At 56.7% G+C, this 15,969-nt stretch carries 10 protein-coding genes; 4 read left to right on the top strand and 6 right to left on the bottom strand.

The window, feature by feature from the left end:
• Positions 1–276: 276 nt before the first annotated feature.
• From HMPREF9451_RS00175 to HMPREF9451_RS00165, 3 genes are all read right to left on the bottom strand, one after another.
• Positions 277–837 carry a hypothetical protein gene (locus tag HMPREF9451_RS00175; RefSeq protein WP_009138275.1) on the bottom strand — a complete coding sequence of 187 codons (561 nt, stop codon included), beginning with the start codon at positions 835–837 and terminating at the stop codon, positions 277–279.
• A 198-nt stretch (positions 838–1,035) separates the two neighbouring features.
• Positions 1,036–2,172 (bottom strand): DMT family transporter, encoded by a 1,137-nt coding sequence (locus HMPREF9451_RS00170; RefSeq protein WP_009138274.1) that lies wholly within the window; start codon positions 2,170–2,172, stop codon positions 1,036–1,038.
• Between the two features lie 250 nt (positions 2,173–2,422).
• Positions 2,423–3,571 (bottom strand): serine/threonine protein kinase, encoded by a 1,149-nt coding sequence (locus HMPREF9451_RS00165; RefSeq protein WP_009138273.1) that lies wholly within the window; start codon positions 3,569–3,571, stop codon positions 2,423–2,425.
• A gap of 553 nt (positions 3,572–4,124) precedes the next feature.
• Here HMPREF9451_RS00165 and HMPREF9451_RS00160 point away from each other — a divergent pair.
• Complete coding sequence (locus HMPREF9451_RS00160) at positions 4,125–4,901, top strand: dimethylarginine dimethylaminohydrolase family protein (protein WP_009138272.1); 777 nt, start codon at positions 4,125–4,127, stop codon at positions 4,899–4,901.
• A gap of 635 nt (positions 4,902–5,536) precedes the next feature.
• Positions 5,537–7,498 carry a DEAD/DEAH box helicase gene (locus HMPREF9451_RS00155; RefSeq protein WP_009138271.1) on the top strand — a complete coding sequence of 654 codons (1,962 nt, stop codon included), beginning with the start codon at positions 5,537–5,539 and terminating at the stop codon, positions 7,496–7,498.
• 106 nt (positions 7,499–7,604) lie between these two features.
• Here HMPREF9451_RS00155 and fusA read toward each other — a convergent pair whose 3' ends face one another.
• The gene (fusA, locus tag HMPREF9451_RS00150) at positions 7,605–9,674 is read right to left on the bottom strand and encodes an elongation factor G (protein WP_009138270.1); all 2,070 of its coding nucleotides are present in this window, start codon (positions 9,672–9,674) and stop codon (positions 7,605–7,607) included.
• Between the two features lie 389 nt (positions 9,675–10,063).
• Here fusA and thiC point away from each other — a divergent pair, with 389 nt between their 5' ends.
• Complete coding sequence (gene thiC / locus HMPREF9451_RS00145; RefSeq protein ID WP_009138269.1) at positions 10,064–11,365, top strand: phosphomethylpyrimidine synthase ThiC; 1,302 nt, start codon at positions 10,064–10,066, stop codon at positions 11,363–11,365.
• 133 nt (positions 11,366–11,498) lie between these two features.
• On the opposite strand, the gene HMPREF9451_RS00140 is transcribed toward thiC, so the two are convergent.
• Positions 11,499–12,929: a helix-turn-helix transcriptional regulator gene (locus tag HMPREF9451_RS00140; protein ID WP_009138268.1), complete on the bottom strand. Its 1,431-nt coding sequence runs from the start codon at positions 12,927–12,929 to the stop codon at positions 11,499–11,501.
• Positions 12,930–13,163: 234 nt separating this feature from the next.
• Here HMPREF9451_RS00140 and HMPREF9451_RS00135 point away from each other — a divergent pair, with 234 nt between their 5' ends.
• On the top strand, positions 13,164–14,816 hold the full coding sequence (locus HMPREF9451_RS00135; RefSeq protein ID WP_009138267.1) for an FAD-dependent oxidoreductase: 1,653 nt from the start codon (positions 13,164–13,166) through the stop codon (positions 14,814–14,816).
• A 122-nt stretch (positions 14,817–14,938) separates the two neighbouring features.
• On the opposite strand, the gene HMPREF9451_RS09580 is transcribed toward HMPREF9451_RS00135, so the two are convergent.
• Complete coding sequence (locus HMPREF9451_RS09580; protein WP_009138266.1) at positions 14,939–15,877, bottom strand: TM2 domain-containing protein; 939 nt, start codon at positions 15,875–15,877, stop codon at positions 14,939–14,941.
• Positions 15,878–15,969: the final 92 nt, after the last annotated feature.

Here is a 15,969-nt window from a genome sequence, read left to right as displayed (position 1 = left end):
TCGCTTCCGGCGAATTCAGAAACGATATCCCCTAGGCAACTCGTTTGAACTGGTCGAGTTGCGAAACCAAGGCGAATCAGCATCATAGGACTCCCCATGTACCATAATACCTCATCATGCCTACGCTCATATTTCAGAGCGATTTCGACGAATCCAACGGCCGCGACACAGACTCCCCTTGTCCACGATTCGCCCACGGCCAAAGAGAATGGCCTGTTGAATCCGTAACGACCATGGGCCGATACGCCTAAACGCATCGGCCCATGGAAGTATAGCTTAGTAGTCCTCGACCATGTCGACCTGTGCCTTGCTGGCGCGCAAGACAAAGGCACGTTTGGCCTTCTGACCGCCCTGTGCGAGTTTGCGCAGGATAACGCGCTTCAAGCGAGGATAATCGTTGATGCCGTACCAAGCAAACGCGGTACCGCCAACATATACCTCGACAATGCTGTGCACGGGAGCGGAGGCATCGCGCTCAGCATCGAGCTTGAGATATTCCGCAATCTCATCGGAGCAAACGTCGCGGATGACTTCGGGGGCAATCTCAAGGTCGTGCGCCAACTGCTTCAGCTGATACTCAACTTCAGCATCATCAGCGTGCGGGAAGAACGTTACATCATAAGTGACTGCAGCGACGCCGGAAGCCTTGGCAAAGCCAAGAAGAGTGTCCAAGGAAACCATCTGAACATGGTCTTCCGTGCGTTCCGCGATGTCAAGCTCAGCCTCAAAGCCCTGAATGCCGAACTCTTCGAATTTGGCCTTCAAAGCATCCTCGGTAACAGCAGGCTCGAATTCGACTGCCGTGGCAATGTGCGTCAGATTCGTGGTGATCTTCATATCCGCACCTTCCTCTCCTGTGATAGCCCAATCCATGGGCCAACGGTGCTACGAAAACCATTCAATCGCTCATAGCACCTATAAAGCCATCAAATGAGACTCTGCGCACGAAGATAGTTTTCGTGCAATCAAGAACGAATTTGGCAAAGCGGCCGAACAGAATCCGGCCGCTTCCAGCCAAATTAAGCTACGAGGAAATTACTTCAAACCTTCCTTTTCCGCTTCAGCTTCAAGGTTGGCAGACAAAGTCTCACGGACTCCCTCTTCCTGCTTCTGCTTCCTGCCGGCAATCATGCCCCTGATGGAAGGAACAGCACCGCCACCAACGATCAAGATAGCACCGATGATGGTATTCGCGGTCAAAGCCTCACCGAAAACGACCAGGCCGATGAAGATTGCAACAGGGACTTCCCAGTATGCAATGGTACCGTAGTCAGCAGCCGGAAGGTTACGGCCAGCAACGAGCAAGAAGCCCAAAGCGACGGGGCCGCAGACAATCCACAGAAGGATAGCGCCAACCCAGTTGAAGGGAGTGAACTCGAAAGTGAGAATCCAGTTCTCAGCACCAGCTGCCACGCCATAAACGTTCATAAGGACAACGATGACGACAGCGCCGATAGTTGCAAAAATAAAGTTCCAGACGCCACGAGCGGTGGTGTCGGCATCCTTGCGATAGCCATTGAAGAACATCGAAGCGCCATAAAAGAGGCCGGAGAGCAGACCGAAGATGTCGCCGACGCCCTTCATCGGGAACTCAGGAGTGGAGGTAGCGAGGTTGAAGTCGAAGCCGAAAGCCTGGCCGCCAACACCGAAGCCGAGAAGGTTGTTGCCGAAAAGCATACCTACGAATACTGCTACCAAGCAAATCCACTGGAGAATCGAAATAGGCTCCTTGCGGAAAATGCGAGCAAGCAATACGCAAACAACGGGGCCGATGTAGATGAACAGAACCGCATTAGCGACCGTGGTCATCAACGTCGAGGTGACATAGCATGCAAGAGACATGCCGATCATCAAACCGCCGAGTGCAATAGCGGGAGTGAGCTTCAACTTCTTAAAGGTTGCAACCTTGTGTGTTGCAAACAGCAGGATGACGAAGAAGATGATGCCCATGCCCATGCGGCCGCACGCCATCAAAGCACCGATGGAGTCGCTGCCCGCAAGACCCTTCGTACCATCGAACATATCGATACGTGTAGCCCAGCGGCTGAACAGCGGCACCAAGCCCATGCCCGTTGCGGAAATGAGCATGGCAATAGTGCCCAGGCCAAGTTTCATTTCATAGCCGTTTCCTTCCCCCGAAGAAGCGGCGATGTTGTTTTTTTCTGCAGCCATTGGTCCTCCTTAAAACCAACAAGCCGTTAATCCCCTCTTTAACGTAAGCGTGCCATTTTGCTTCGCCTTGCCGAACAGAGCAGCAATATCTGCATCGTGTCACGCACGCCGTCTGCACCATCTGGCAAAACGGCACGAATTGTCAAAGAAGCCTAGAGACTAAGCGGGGTTCGGCCCGCCATGGGCAAACCGAACCCCGCTGTTAAGCTGCGCTAGCTATGCAGCTAGCATATGTTTTGGAAGACCCGAATTAGTCGTTCCACATCTCAGGATGGATGAGGGTGTCGTCCTTGACACGGTTCGGGAAGTAGTCCTCGCAGCCGCCTTCACGGTAGACGTCGGCGGTGGAGCAGTGCAGGCCGCCGCCGAACGGATAGGCGTCGCGCAGGTCGACGGGGACGACGTTCATGCCGAGCTTGTCCATCTGCTCCTGCTGATGGACCTCGGAGGCCTCGACGATGACGGTCTTGGGGTCGAGGACGAGGCAGTTCATGGACAGCCAGACGGAGCTGTAGCACAGCGCGGGAGGCTCGTCATGGGCGGGCTGGGCCGCGTCGACGACTTCCCAGTCGTTGGCCTCGAAGATGGCCAGCTGGCCCTCTGCGGGGTGGCGGTGCGGGTTGTTGATGATCAGGCCCGGGCGCAGCGGCACGAAGGTCGCGTCGATGTGGATGGGATAGGGGTCGCCGGGGAAGTTCATGGCGTGGACGCGCAGCTCGGGATAGTAGCGCTGGAACCATTCCATAGCGGTGCGGTTGGTGGTCAGACCATGCTGGATGAAGAGGTCCTTGCCCATACGCATGACGTCTGCGGCGTCCCACATCGGCTCGACCTCGGTGGTGACGAAGTCCTTGTTGGCGGTGCGGACGAGGCGCTCCTCGAGGGTGATCTTCTCGTCGTAGTAGTTGTGCTTGTAGGAGGCGTCGGTCAGACGGGGGCGGGGAGCCTGGGTCCACTTGAACTCGGGGTCCTCGTCGAAGTACTGCTTCATGAGCGGCCAGTACGCGAGATACTCGAAGTAGCGGCAGCGGAAGGAGTTGGCGGAGGCCATGATCTCGTTGCCGATCGTGAGCAAGATGTCGCGGGGAGGCATGCAGGTCATCATGGAGTCATTGCGGAAGTCGGGGGTGCCGATTGCCTGGTTCCACTGCAGCGGGGTCGGGCGGTCGACGACGACGCCGCGGTCCTCGACTGCCTTCACGAGGTTCTCGAGGCATTCGTTGCCGCGCTCGACGGTAGCGAGCGGGCGGAGGCCCCACATGCCGCGCATCTCGGAATCAACGGGCACCTTCTCGGAGGTCGCGGGCTCCTCGGGCGGAATCATGGAGTTGTCGCAGCGGCCGACGATGACGCGCTTCAGCGGATCCCAGTCGTTCCAAGAATTAACGATCTTTGCCATAGCTCTTCATCCTTTCTGGGAGATGCCCCATCTCCCATACTATCCGATGCATATTCTTACCAAATAAGCATCGGGATTGGATTATCGACAAGAGACTGAATTTGTCGGCGCCAACGCATTCAGTCTCTGCCGTTTTCACGGGTCAAATCATATCACCAAAATTGATAGCTTGTAATAGATCCATAAGCTTCTTTTTATTCATCAAAATGCATATCAAGTCTATGACCTGGTATTTTGTTTAGTTCTATTTTTGTTCATACTCTCAAAAATTTTCTAATGCTTTGCAAATAGTCTGCGCCTTATGCAGCTGCTTACATTCCCTATTAACGCCACGCGTCCGGGCGTGTACACGCCGCTTTTTTCAGCTCCTTCCAAATGCATCTTTTTGTCATTTCATGCAATTTGGACAGGTGTGGCGATATATCCCGTTCTTTTTATTCAACAGGCGCAAAACACTGCCGTTCGTTGTCCCCAATTGTCCGTTTGCGGTATTACAATGGAACGTTGGGAAGGGCTTCATCCAAAGCCGAAGGATTCAGAGAGAGGAATTCCCATGACAAAGTTTTCTCATGTCATCATTCGTCGTCCTGGCAAGTCTTTGTGCAACGGCATCACGAGCGCGCCCGAGCTCGGACAGCCCATATATGAGCGCGCGATTGAAGAGCACTACGACTACGAGCACGCACTTGAGCAGTGCGGCGTTGACGTGACGGTTCTCCCCGCTCTTGAGGAATACCCCGATAGCTGCTTCGTCGAAGACCCCGCCGTTATCACTCGCTGCGGCGCCATTATCACCAATCCTGGCGCAGATTCCCGCAATGGCGAGAAGAACGAAATCGAACCCGTCGTCCGTCGTTTCTTCGATGATGAGCACGTGAAGCACATCGTATCCCCCGGCACCCTCGATGGCGGCGACGTCATGATGGTCGGCGACCACTTCTACGTGGGCCGTTCCGCACGCACCAACGAAGAGGGCATTCGCCAGTTCATCGAAATCCTCGAGGGCTGGGGCCTCGAAGGTTCCGAGGTTCCGCTGGAGGAAGTCCTTCACCTCAAGACCGGCGTGAACTACATCGAAGATAACAACATGCTTGTTTCTGGCGAGTTCATCGATAAGCCCGACTTCGCGAAGTACAACAAGATCGTCGTTCCCGAAGACGAGGCCTACGGCGCGAACTGCATCTGGGTAAACGGCACCGTCATCGTGGCCGAAGGCTACCCCACCGTCCTCAAGGCCGTTCAGGATTTGGGCTACAAGACTCTGGTTGTCGACACCTCTGAATACCGCAAGGTAGACGGCGGCCTTTCTTGCCTCTCCCTGCGCTTCTAAAGAATCAATGTTCACAAAAGAAGGGTCTTCGGACCCTTCTTTTTTATGGGGTCATTCGTCGCGCCCGACAAATCCCCTCCCCGGCAAACAGGGAGCAGAGGACGCTCTTTCGATATGCTACATTCGCCCTCGCAACGCATCACGTTCATTCGACGCCCCGCATCGCTCAGCGCAACGGTTAAACATCAATCCCCCACATCGCAGACAAGAACCCAAACAATGGCGCGCAGAAACATGTGCAAAGCGTGAACTTTTTACCTCAAGCAAGTTTTTCGCTCGATGATTCGTCGGTTTCGTCATAATGAGCATTTCGATGTTATTCGCAGCTTTTTCGATTATCACCAGCTGCGCCATGAGCCTTGACGGCCCTTCGCATGAACGACATGCGCCGAATTTCGTCTGAGGCTCCGTTCGAGACGTCGCTTCAGAGATTCTTCTCGGCAGCATAGCGCATATCATGTGCCAAACCTCCGTGCAAAATCTCATGCAAAGCCTGGTTTCCGGGCTTTCTTTGCGCGCCGTTTCGATTCGACGCGCCGCCACGCTTATCGCATGAAGCACGACCGAAGGAGACCGTCATAGCTACCTTTGCTGAACTCGGACTTTCCGAGAAAACGCTCGACGCCGTCGAGTCTTTGGGTTATTCGAACCCCACCCCCATTCAGGAGCAGGCCATCCCCCTCGTCCTCGAGGGGCGCGACGTCATTGCCGCAGCCAAGACCGGCACGGGCAAAACCGCCGCATTCTCCCTTCCTTGCATGGACAAGCTTCCTCATCGTGAGCGCGGCCAGCGCGGCCCCTTCATGCTCGTCATCACCCCAACGCGCGAGCTCGCCAGCCAGATCAGTGACACGTGCATGCCTATCGGCAAACATACGCGTCACTTCATCGGAACCTTCGTGGGCGGCGTGTCCTACGACCCCCAGATTCGCAAGCTCGAGCGCGGCCTCGATGTCGCCATTGCCACCCCCGGCCGCTTGATCGACCTCATGGAGCGCGGCGCCATCGACCTCAATTCCGTCGAAATCCTCGTCCTTGACGAAGCGGACCGCATGCTCGACATGGGCTTTTGGCCGCAAGTAGAACGCATTGTGAACGCAACGCCCGAAACCCGTCAGACGCTGCTCTTCTCCGCGACGATCGACCGCAGCCAAGACCGGACGATGTTTTCCATCCTCAACGATCCCGCCATCGTCGAAATCGCCCAGCGCGGTGAAACGGCCGACAAGGTCGACCAGTATGTCATCCAGACCACCCGCCGTCTCAAGCCCGAGCTCCTGAATTCCTTTATCAAGGAAAAGGGCGGCACGCGCGTCATTGTCTTCACAAAGACGAAAGGATGCGCGGACAACTGCACGCGTCGCCTGCGTCGCGTCGGCATTCCGACGGACGCCATCCACGCAGACCGCTCGCAGGCTCAGCGCAGCCGCGCCCTCGATAGCTTCCGCAAAGGAACCACCAACGTCATTGTTGCCACCGATGTTCTGGCGCGCGGCATCGACGTTCCCGAGGTGGACTATGTCGTGAACTACGACCTTCCCCTCATGCCGGAAGATTATGTGCACCGCATCGGCCGTACCGGACGTGCGGGCGCAGGCGGGTTCGCCGTGTCCTTCGTCACGCCCGATACCAAAAATCTTCTGAAGAGCATCCAGAAGTTCATCGGCCAGACCATCGACGTCATGGAGTACAAGATTTCCGAAGATGCGTTCGAGCCGCTTGATAACGCAGACCCCCGCGTCGTCGCCCAGGGCAAAGCCGAGCTTGAAGAGCGCGCTGCACGCAAGGAACGCGAGCGCGGCCGCAAAGGAGCAAGCATGGGCGAAGGAAAGAAGGGCGGCAAGAAGAAGACGCGCCAGCGCGACAAGGATCGCAGCGCCGAGTTCAAACGCCGCAAAGAAGCGGAAGCCGCTGGAGAAGAGTACATCGCACCGAAGCGCGACCACGCAGAGAAAGGGCCCCACAAGCCCACTCTCGCCGAGCGCCAGGCGGCAGCCGAAGAGGCCTTCAACGCCATGTTCGATATGCCCAACATTCCCGGCGAAGGGTCGAAGAAGAGCAAGACCAAGGGCAAGGGCGGCAACGGATACTCTTACGCAGCGTTCGAAAAAGGCAAGAAGCACAAAGGCGGCCATGACGGCTACGAACGCGATTACAACGAAGAGCCTCGCAACCGCAAAGGAAAGCGTTCCTTCGACCGCGACGGCGATTTCGGCAATCGAAACGATCGTTTCTTCGACGAAGGCCGCAACGACCGCAAGCCTCGCGGCAAGAAATACAGCGACAAGCAGTATTCCGACGGCTGCGGCAGCAAGCCAGGCAAAAAGTTCAACAAGTCCGGCAAGCGCGGCGCTTCGTTCGACGGACGCGGCTCTTCTGATGGCTACCAGCGCAGCGGCAAGGGTCGCGGATCGTCCGACGGATTCCAGCGCAGCGGCAAAGGCGGATACGGCAAACAGGGCGGCTCTTTCTCCAAGGGTGGAAAGAGTTCGTTCGACAAGGGTCGCAAAGGCAACGGCGGAGGACGCGGCAAAAGCGAATTCCGCCCCGGTCGCGGCGGCCGCAGCGGATACGCCGGAAAAGGCGGCAAGCGCTAGGCATCGCCCAGCAACATCATAGAGACAGAAAGAAGGCGCTCCGCGGAGCGCCTTCTTTCAGGATGAGAGCAATAGCCGAATGTGTCTATTGCCGGATTTACATTTGCTAGTTACCAGCAGCACGCTTTTCTTGGTATTCCTTGACAAGACGCTCCTGGACGTCGTGCGGGGCTTCTTCGTAGCCTTCGATTTCAAGCGAATAGCTGCCGCTTCCACGCGTGATGGAACGAAGGTCTTTGGTGTAAGAAACAACCTCGGCATAAGGGACACGCACGATAATGATCGTCTCGCCCGCATCGTTAGAGTCAGTGCCAACAATGCGTCCGCGACGCGTCGAGATATCGCCCATAACGGCACCCGCGTACTCTTCGCCGACAGCGATGCTCATATTAGCCATCGGCTCAAGAATGACAGGTTTGGCCTGCTCGCACGCGGCGCGGAAGCCGATTCGCGCAGCGGTCTTGAACGCCATCTCGTTCGAGTCGACCGAGTGGTACGAACCGTCGTAGAGCGTGCATTTGATGTCGACCATGGGATAGCCCGCCAAAAATCCTTCGGCCATGGTCTCCTGAACACCCTTGTCAACGGCAGGAATGAGGCCGTTAGGAATCGCGCCGCCCTTGATGGCGTCAACGAATTCATAGCCTGCGCCAGGATTGGGCTCAAGACGCAGCCAGCAATCGCCGAATTGGCCGGCACCGCCGGTCTGCTTCTTGTGACGACCCTGAGCTTCGGCCGTGGCGCGAATGGTTTCGCGATACGGAATACGAACGGGAACCAGGCGCGCTTCGACATTCGCCTGGTCTTTCAGGCGATTCAGGATGGTTTCGATTTGCGCTTCTCCCATGGCGGTGATAACCGTCTGGTGGGTTTCTTCGCGACGCTCGATACGAATCGTGGGATCGTTTTCCGCCACGCGCGCAAGGAAGGTCCCCAGCTTGTCTTCCTCCTTCTTGTTGACCGCCTCGATAGCAACCGGATACTGGGGAATGGGCAGCGGCAAGGGATCGATGGCAATGTCGCCCGTATGAGAAAGCGTATCGCCCGTGCGCGTATCGGCAAGCTTCGGAACGACGATGATATCGCCCGCCATAGCGCTCTTCACGTCGATGGTTTCTTTACCCTTCATAATGCACACGTGGCCCAAACGCTCCTTTTTGCGCGTGCGGGAGTTGATGAGCTCAACACCGGGAGCAAACACACCGGAAAATACTTTGATAAAGCTCAGACGACCGACGAAGGGGTCAGAGAGCGTCTTGAAGATGAAGCCTGCGGCCTGTTGGTCGCCTTTCGTCACGCGAATCTCCCCGCCATCGGCCAGACGGAATGCGCCATGAGCCGTAGGATGCGGGAAGTAGGTGCAGATATCCTCCATCAAACCCTGAATACCCTGCTTGATGATGGTGGAGCCAACGAAAACAGGAATGAACAGCTCCTGGGCGATTGCCTTATCGAACAGGCCTTCGAGCTCTTCCTGCGTCAGCTGCTCTTCACCGTCAAGATACTTCATCATGAGGTCTTCGTCGGCTTCGGCAACGAGGTCGCACAGCTTCTCGCGGGCGGCTTCGGCCGCATCGGCGTATTCGGCAGGAATATCCTCCACACGCTCGGCATCGCCTTCGAAATAACGGGCCTTCATGCGAAGCACGTCAATAACGCCCTTGAAATCTTTATCCACGCCGATAGGGATGGTAACAGCACCCAGGCGACTGCCGAAACGTGCATGGAGCGCAGCCATGATAACGTCGAAGTTCGCATTTTCGCGATCGATGTGGTTGATGAAGACGGCGCGAGAAAGGCGCATGCCTTCGGCCTCGCGCCACAGTTTATCGGTCATAACCTGAGGACCCGCGACGGCATCGATAACGAACAGGGCCATTTCGGCAGCCTGCATAGTGGCAAGCGTATCCCCAATGAAATCAGGATGGCCCGACGTATCGAGCAGATTGATTTTGTAATCCTTGTAAGGAATGGGAGCGATGGAGGTGCTCATGGTGAACTTGCGCTTGATTTCCTCCGCGTCGTAATCCATATAGGACTTGCCATCGTGCGTAGTCCCCATGCGCGGAGTCTGGCCGGAAATATGAAGCATTGCCTCAGCCAACGACGTCTTGCCCGCACCATCCTGCCCGACCAACACGATGTTGCGGACATGCAAAGTCTCGGGTGCTGCCATGTTAACCACCGTCCCTTTCTGGGATTTCCCCTTGCGTGGTACAAGTACGCTCTTGCGTCATGATTGTCAGTTTAGCGCAAAGACGAGTCCTTGCTACATGCAACGTCTTCCCAGTTCAGAAACATCTTTTACCACGCATCCGGGCGGTTCCATCACGCTTCTGAGGCAAACAGGAGAGACATTAGAGCCAGCAATCGAAGATGGCCCAACAGGTCAAAATCAACAGCCAATCAAGGATTCCGTCCGAAGAGCCTGGGAGAAACATGCCGTCTGTTGCTTTTCTCCGACAAAACACCTGCCCGTACTTCTAGCGCGAATTGCACGGCTATACTGATCGCATTGCATACTCGTACTTGTGCGGCATAGCCGCACCCCACGATAGGAGCCGTATGACTTATTCAACCCAAATGGAAGCCGCAAAGGCCGGCATTGTCACACCCGAAATGGAACACGTCGCACAGCACGAAGGCATCAAGCCCGAAATCCTTCGCGACCGCGTTGCCGCCGGCACTGTCGCAATTCCCGCCAATCATAATCACACCGCCCTCGTTCCCCACGGAGTCGGCGAGGGACTGCGCACCAAAATAAACGTTAACCTGGGAATTTCAGGAGATATGCGCGATTACGATTGCGAGATGAAAAAGGTCGACATGGCGCTCAAATATGGCGCCGAGGCCATCATGGACCTCTCGAATTACGGTAAAACGCACGACTTCCGCCGCGCGCTCGTCAAAAAGTCGCCCGCTATGATCGGCACCGTACCCATGTATGACGCCGTGGGATACCTCGAAAAAGACCTCGCCCACATCAGCGCCCAGGACTTCCTTGAAGTAGTACGTGCCCATGCCGAAGAAGGCGTTGATTTCGTCACCATCCACGCCGGCCTCAATCGCAAGGCAATCGACAGCTTCAAGCGCAGCGGACGCAAGATGAACATTGTCTCTCGAGGCGGCTCGCTCATTTACGCTTGGATGGAAATGACCGGCAACGAAAACCCGTTCTTCGAGCACTACGACGAACTGCTCGACATTCTCTACGAGCACGATGTCACCATATCCCTTGGCGACGCACTGCGTCCGGGCTGCTTGGCAGACGCCTCCGACGCAGGACAGATCGGCGAGCTCATTGAACTGGGATTGCTCACCACGCGCGCATGGGAGCGCAACGTCCAGGTCATGATCGAGGGCCCGGGACACATGGCCATGAACGAAATCGCCGCGAATATGGTCATGGAGAAGCGCCTGTGTCACAATGCGCCGTTCTACGTGCTTGGGCCGCTGGTGACCGATATCGCCCCCGGCTACGATCACATCACCTCCGCTATCGGCGGAGCTATCGCCGCCGCAAACGGAGCTGACTTCCTCTGCTACGTGACACCCGCAGAGCATTTGCGCCTTCCGAGCGTAGAAGACGTCAAAGAAGGCGTCATCGCAAGCCGCATTGCAGCGCACGCCGCCGACATTGCCAAAGGCATTCCCGGCGCACGCGACTGGGACGACCGCATGGCGGCGGCGCGTCAACGACTCGACTGGCCCGCAATGTTCGATGAAGCCATCGACCGCGAAAAAGCCGAAGCGTACGTAGCAACCACCAAACCAACCGACCCAAGCACCTGCACCATGTGCGGCGCCATGTGCTCCGTCCGCACCATGAACCGAGCCATGAACGGCAAGAACGTAAGCCTGCTCTAAGAAGCTTGCTCCGCCCACAAAAAACGAAACGAGGCCGCTTTTGCATGCGGCCTCGTTTCGTTTTGTAACGCCTGCAGTCCGAGCGAAGACATCCAAGAGCGACTTAGCGTCAATGCAGCTCCTTTGTCGCGCGTCACTGCCCAACCAGCTCGTAAACGTCCGACTTCGAATGAATGCCCAGCTTTGCATAGATATGCCTGACATGCGTCTTCACCGTATTCTGAGACAGAAAAAGCTCCTGCTCTATCTCGGAACGAGTCTTCCGCTGCGCAATAAGCGTCAGCACTTCGGTCTCCCGTGCCGTCAGAGCATGCATTTGCGCAAGCTGCTCGCATCTGACGATCAGACGCTCTCGAGGTCCCATGACGCGTTCTCCGCTTGCGACCTCTATTCCCGCCGCGCCCCAATCGGCATTAACAGCACGTTCGCTTCGCCACAGCAGCACGCACACGCAAACCGCGACAACACCCGCGCATGCGCTTATCAGCAACACCGTCCCATCCTGAGAAAGGCCCGAGCTTTGGAGGAATCCACGCATTGTCACTCCGAGAAATATGGCCCCTTCGCTGCATGCGCGAGCAATGGCAAACATACGCAAAGTAGGGACTCCAAAACGAAAGGCAAGGTTGGCAAGCAGCATTAGCGCGAATATCGTGAACCACACGTATGCAAGTTTTACGAGAAAAGAAACCGCAAAGCCGGCATTCGACCATGCAGCCGGCATCAACACACAGGCAGCAAGCGCCAAGGGAACGCACGCCTGCGCAAGAAACCGCGCGTCAAACTTCTCGGGACGAAGCAAGGCAAGGCCTAAAATCACAGCGCCCGCAACCCCTGTTGCCCATATGCGATGAACGGCCCCTTGCCCATCGGGATTCAAGAGCACGGACCCCGCCAAACCCGACGCAAAACCGGCAAGAGCCATGATGGCAACAATTTTCCACGGCACCGCATAGCGCGCCGCTTTGGACCTGGCCACTTCACGCGGAACGAGGACAAAACTCGACGCAACACACGCGAAAGAACCCACAGGAAGCAGAGCCGTTGCAAACACGGCATACGGGTGCATCATCGTGCTCACGAGAGCATAAAGGCCAAACGCCACCAGGCAAGACCCGGCGCCGTACACAACTATTTGGGTGGAACCCATCTGAGAGTACACTTCCGCCCACAGGCAGAACAGAATCGCGCCGCCCAACGCCGTTGCGGCAGAAGCCGTCATTACCACCTCGACAGGAGCGCCAATCGGAACAAGAATCAGCCCCGTGAGCGCAGTGCCCACGCAACAAACGGCAACAAGAACTCCAGCGATCTTCATATGGGATCCCAAAGAGCCTATGCGCGATGCGCATGCCGCCAGCAACAAAAACATCCCAATGTCTCCGTAACGCATTCCCGTAGATGCGACACGGCGAAGCGCGTCTGATTCGCCGCAGTAAATATCAGGAACATGCGTGCAACAAAGCCAAGCGATAAGCATTCCCATGCCGAGAAAGCGAAGAGGCCGCAGCGTTCGATTGCGCTCCTCTTCGGTCGGAACACCTGCCTCGAAGATATTTCCCATTCAACCCCTCCTCGCGAGCATTATAGACAAGAAATACTCGCTCGAGCTTCTGACGTGGGAAAACGCATGGGTGAGCTTATGGGTGAGCCCTCAATCGCCCGCATCTTCAGGTGTTTCACCCGCGACTTTTCTTCTAATGCGTCCAAAATAAGCAGCAGTGACGACACCGGTTGTGTCGTATGGGTTTCGTTCAATGCGCTTGGACGAGCATCAACCACACAGGAGGGAACACGCATGAAAACCAACCAGGGAATTTCGCGCCGCAACTTTCTAGCACTCGGATCGATGGCCGCCCTTGCAGGAGGAGCGGCAAGCCTTGCCGCTTGCGCGCCAAGCAACGCGTCCTCAGACGACGACAAGAAGGCCGACGAGGTTTCTGCCGAGGTGAAACCCGCAGACGAAACTATGGAATGCGACATCGCAATCGTGGGTGCGGGCGGCGCCGGCGTCTGGGCCGCCGTTGAAGCCTGCCGCGCCGGGAAGAATGTCATCGTCATCGAGAAGGGCCAGGACGTAGGCGTCGGAAACGGCGCCATCGCAGGCGGCCCCTTCATGGTCGGATCGAAGCTCCAGCAGGATGCGGGCATCGACTTCAGCGTCGAAGAGGCCTTTAACCACATCATGGAATACGGACACTGGTCCACGAATGCCGCAGCCATCAAAAGGGCTGTCGAGCTTTCTGGCTCCACCGTCGACCAGTTCACCGAAGAATTCGGCGTCCCAACGGGTCTTCGCCCCGACAATTACGGCGCAGGCCACGCTTCCGTTCGCTGCAACTTCCAATCCGACCCCAAAGACTCCAAGACCCAAAAGAAAGGCGTGGACCGCATGGGTCCTCTGCAGCAATGGGCCGAAAGCAATGGCGCTCAATTCGTGTTCAACACCACGGGCAAAACGCTCATCATGGAAAATGGCGCATGCACGGGCGTTCAGTGCGAGCAGGAAAGCAAGATAATCGACGTCAAAGCCCCAGCCGTCATCGTATGCACGGGCGGCTTCCTCGGAAACACCGATATGATGCTGGAGCGTTTCGGCACGTTCGTCAATCCTTTGGGCAGCGTTCTTTCCGTCGGTGAAGGCATCGACATGGTTCAAGCGGCCGGCGGCCAACTCTCTACCCAATGGGGCATCGCCGGCAACGAATTCTCCGGGTCGAACCAGAACGCGGAAGGCATCTGGGGTAAAAAGAACGCCGCATTCGCAATCGGCATCTATGGAACTATGCTGGTAAACAACCAAGGACGCCGCTTCTCCAACGAGGGGAAATTCGCCAACCTCCCCCTGGCTCTTGGCGGCGCTATCTCCTTGGTTGGAGGCCAGTATTACGCCATCGTCGACCAAGCCTATATAGACGGCCTGAACAGCGGCGTCGACGCATGGACCCTGTGCGGATCGGACTCCGAGAATTGGCGTACCGGCGAAATGACCTTGAAAGACAAGCCCCTCGAAAACGTACAGGCAGACATCGACGCCGCTGTCGAAGCCGGTTGGGTGTTCAAGGCCGATAGCGTAGAAGCGCTTGCCGAGGCAATCAGTGCACCTGAGTTGGTCGAAACCGTCGAAACCTACAATGCATATTGCGCCGAGGGCAAAGATGAGCAGTTCTACAAGCCCGCTTGCTTCCTCCAGCCCGTTGCGGAAGGCCCCTTCTACGCCATGCAATACGAGCCTTCCGCATGGGTAACCATCGGCGGCATTCGTACGAACGACAGGCTTCAGGCAATAGACAGCAAAGGACTCCCCATCAAGGGTCTTTATGTCGCAGGCGCCGACAATGGCACGCTGATGAGCGCACCCTACTGCGACTACGAAGGATACTCCCTCATGTGCGCATACAGCGGCGGCCGCATGGCCGGCATGTACGCAGCGGGGGATATCGAAGCGTAAGAACCACCCCACCAATTCACGCAGGGTTTCTTTTGCCCCTCCCAAGAAAGAAACCCTCTCACAAACAGAAACGAGGTCGCATGCGTATGCGGCCTCGTTTTGTTCGCAGCGTTTGAACGGTATTAGAACCATTCCCTCTTCGAGAATACATAGGCCTGCTCGAATTCGGCCTGATTTTTCACGAGGTAGATAATGCCTTCGATAAGACCGATGAGCCACACGATGCTCGTCGCTATGCCGAAGGAAAGAAGCCCTCCCAAAATGGCGACGCCGAGCATGATGAAGCCGGCCGTGTTGTATCCAAGGTAGAACTTGTGCACGCCGAGAGACCCGAGGAAGATTCCGAGCAAACCGGCTGCCACATGGTCTTTCGTTCGAACGACAGGCTGCTGATAAACGGTCTGCCCGTAAGGGTTATACGGAGTCTGGGCGGAAGAGCCGTAGCTGCTCGAATAAGAAGCGCCGCCGCTCTGGTACGCCTGTTGCCCTGTAGGATGCCCGTAATACGCCTGCTGCTGTTGCGCTGCCTGCTGTGCGGCGGCGTCGTAAGACGGCGGCGGAACGGGTGCCCCCGAGACAAACGGTTGCGTCTGCTGGGCGGCATAGCCGGAAACGGGATTCACGGGCGGCTGATACGCCGCCTGCTCAGAAGCGCAGTATACATTTTGCGAAGAAACACAGCTTGCCGCATATGTCTCCCCGGGGGCAGAAACGGGCTCTACCGAAGGGCTGTTGACAGGCCTTTCTTCTGAGCTTACGTGAGAAGCGCCTTCTCCGTTTGCGGCCTTATCGGAATCGCCCCCGTCCGCCTCCGATGACGCACATGCGTCCGCCGCGTCATCCTGCCACGGTTCTGCTTGGTCGGAGCAGGGCTGCGCTCGCACAGGATCAAAAACAGGCTCAGCATCTTGAGAGGACGACTCGTCGTTTTCGACGTCCTCAACGTCAGCAGACTGCTCGGCGCACAGCGCATCGAGACGCCTCTGCATCTCTTTCATCTGTTCTTGCAATACACGTATTTCTTCGGCGGCTGCAGCCGCTTCTTTCGGAGACTTCGTCATTGCGACCTCCTTCAGGTCCGCACTCTCAATGGGCGAAATCATCCTACAACGAAACGCTCCTTGGCAGAAAAAACGCTGCCGTCCCGTAATAC

Origin of the sequence: Slackia piriformis YIT 12062 (assembly GCF_000296445.1) — a bacterium.
GTDB classification, from domain to species: Bacteria; Actinomycetota; Coriobacteriia; order Coriobacteriales; family Eggerthellaceae; genus Slackia; species Slackia piriformis.
This window is presented reverse-complemented; position numbering and strand designations above follow the sequence as displayed.

Excerpts from the sequence above, each read along its gene's own strand:
- HMPREF9451_RS00175 (WP_009138275.1), bottom strand. The coding sequence starts at position 837 with ATGAAGATCACCACGAATCTGACGCACATTGCCACGGCAGTCGAATTC.
- HMPREF9451_RS00170 (WP_009138274.1), bottom strand. The coding sequence starts at position 2,172 with ATGGCTGCAGAAAAAAACAACATCGCCGCTTCTTCGGGGGAAGGAAAC.
- HMPREF9451_RS00165 (WP_009138273.1), bottom strand. The coding sequence starts at position 3,571 with ATGGCAAAGATCGTTAATTCTTGGAACGACTGGGATCCGCTGAAGCGC.
- HMPREF9451_RS00160 (WP_009138272.1), top strand. The coding sequence starts at position 4,125 with ATGACAAAGTTTTCTCATGTCATCATTCGTCGTCCTGGCAAGTCTTTG.
- fusA (WP_009138270.1), bottom strand. The coding sequence starts at position 9,674 with ATGGCAGCACCCGAGACTTTGCATGTCCGCAACATCGTGTTGGTCGGG.
- thiC (WP_009138269.1), top strand. The coding sequence starts at position 10,064 with ATGACTTATTCAACCCAAATGGAAGCCGCAAAGGCCGGCATTGTCACA.
- HMPREF9451_RS00140 (WP_009138268.1), bottom strand. The coding sequence starts at position 12,929 with ATGGGAAATATCTTCGAGGCAGGTGTTCCGACCGAAGAGGAGCGCAAT.
- HMPREF9451_RS00135 (WP_009138267.1), top strand. The coding sequence starts at position 13,164 with ATGAAAACCAACCAGGGAATTTCGCGCCGCAACTTTCTAGCACTCGGA.
- HMPREF9451_RS09580 (WP_009138266.1), bottom strand. The coding sequence starts at position 15,877 with ATGACGAAGTCTCCGAAAGAAGCGGCTGCAGCCGCCGAAGAAATACGT.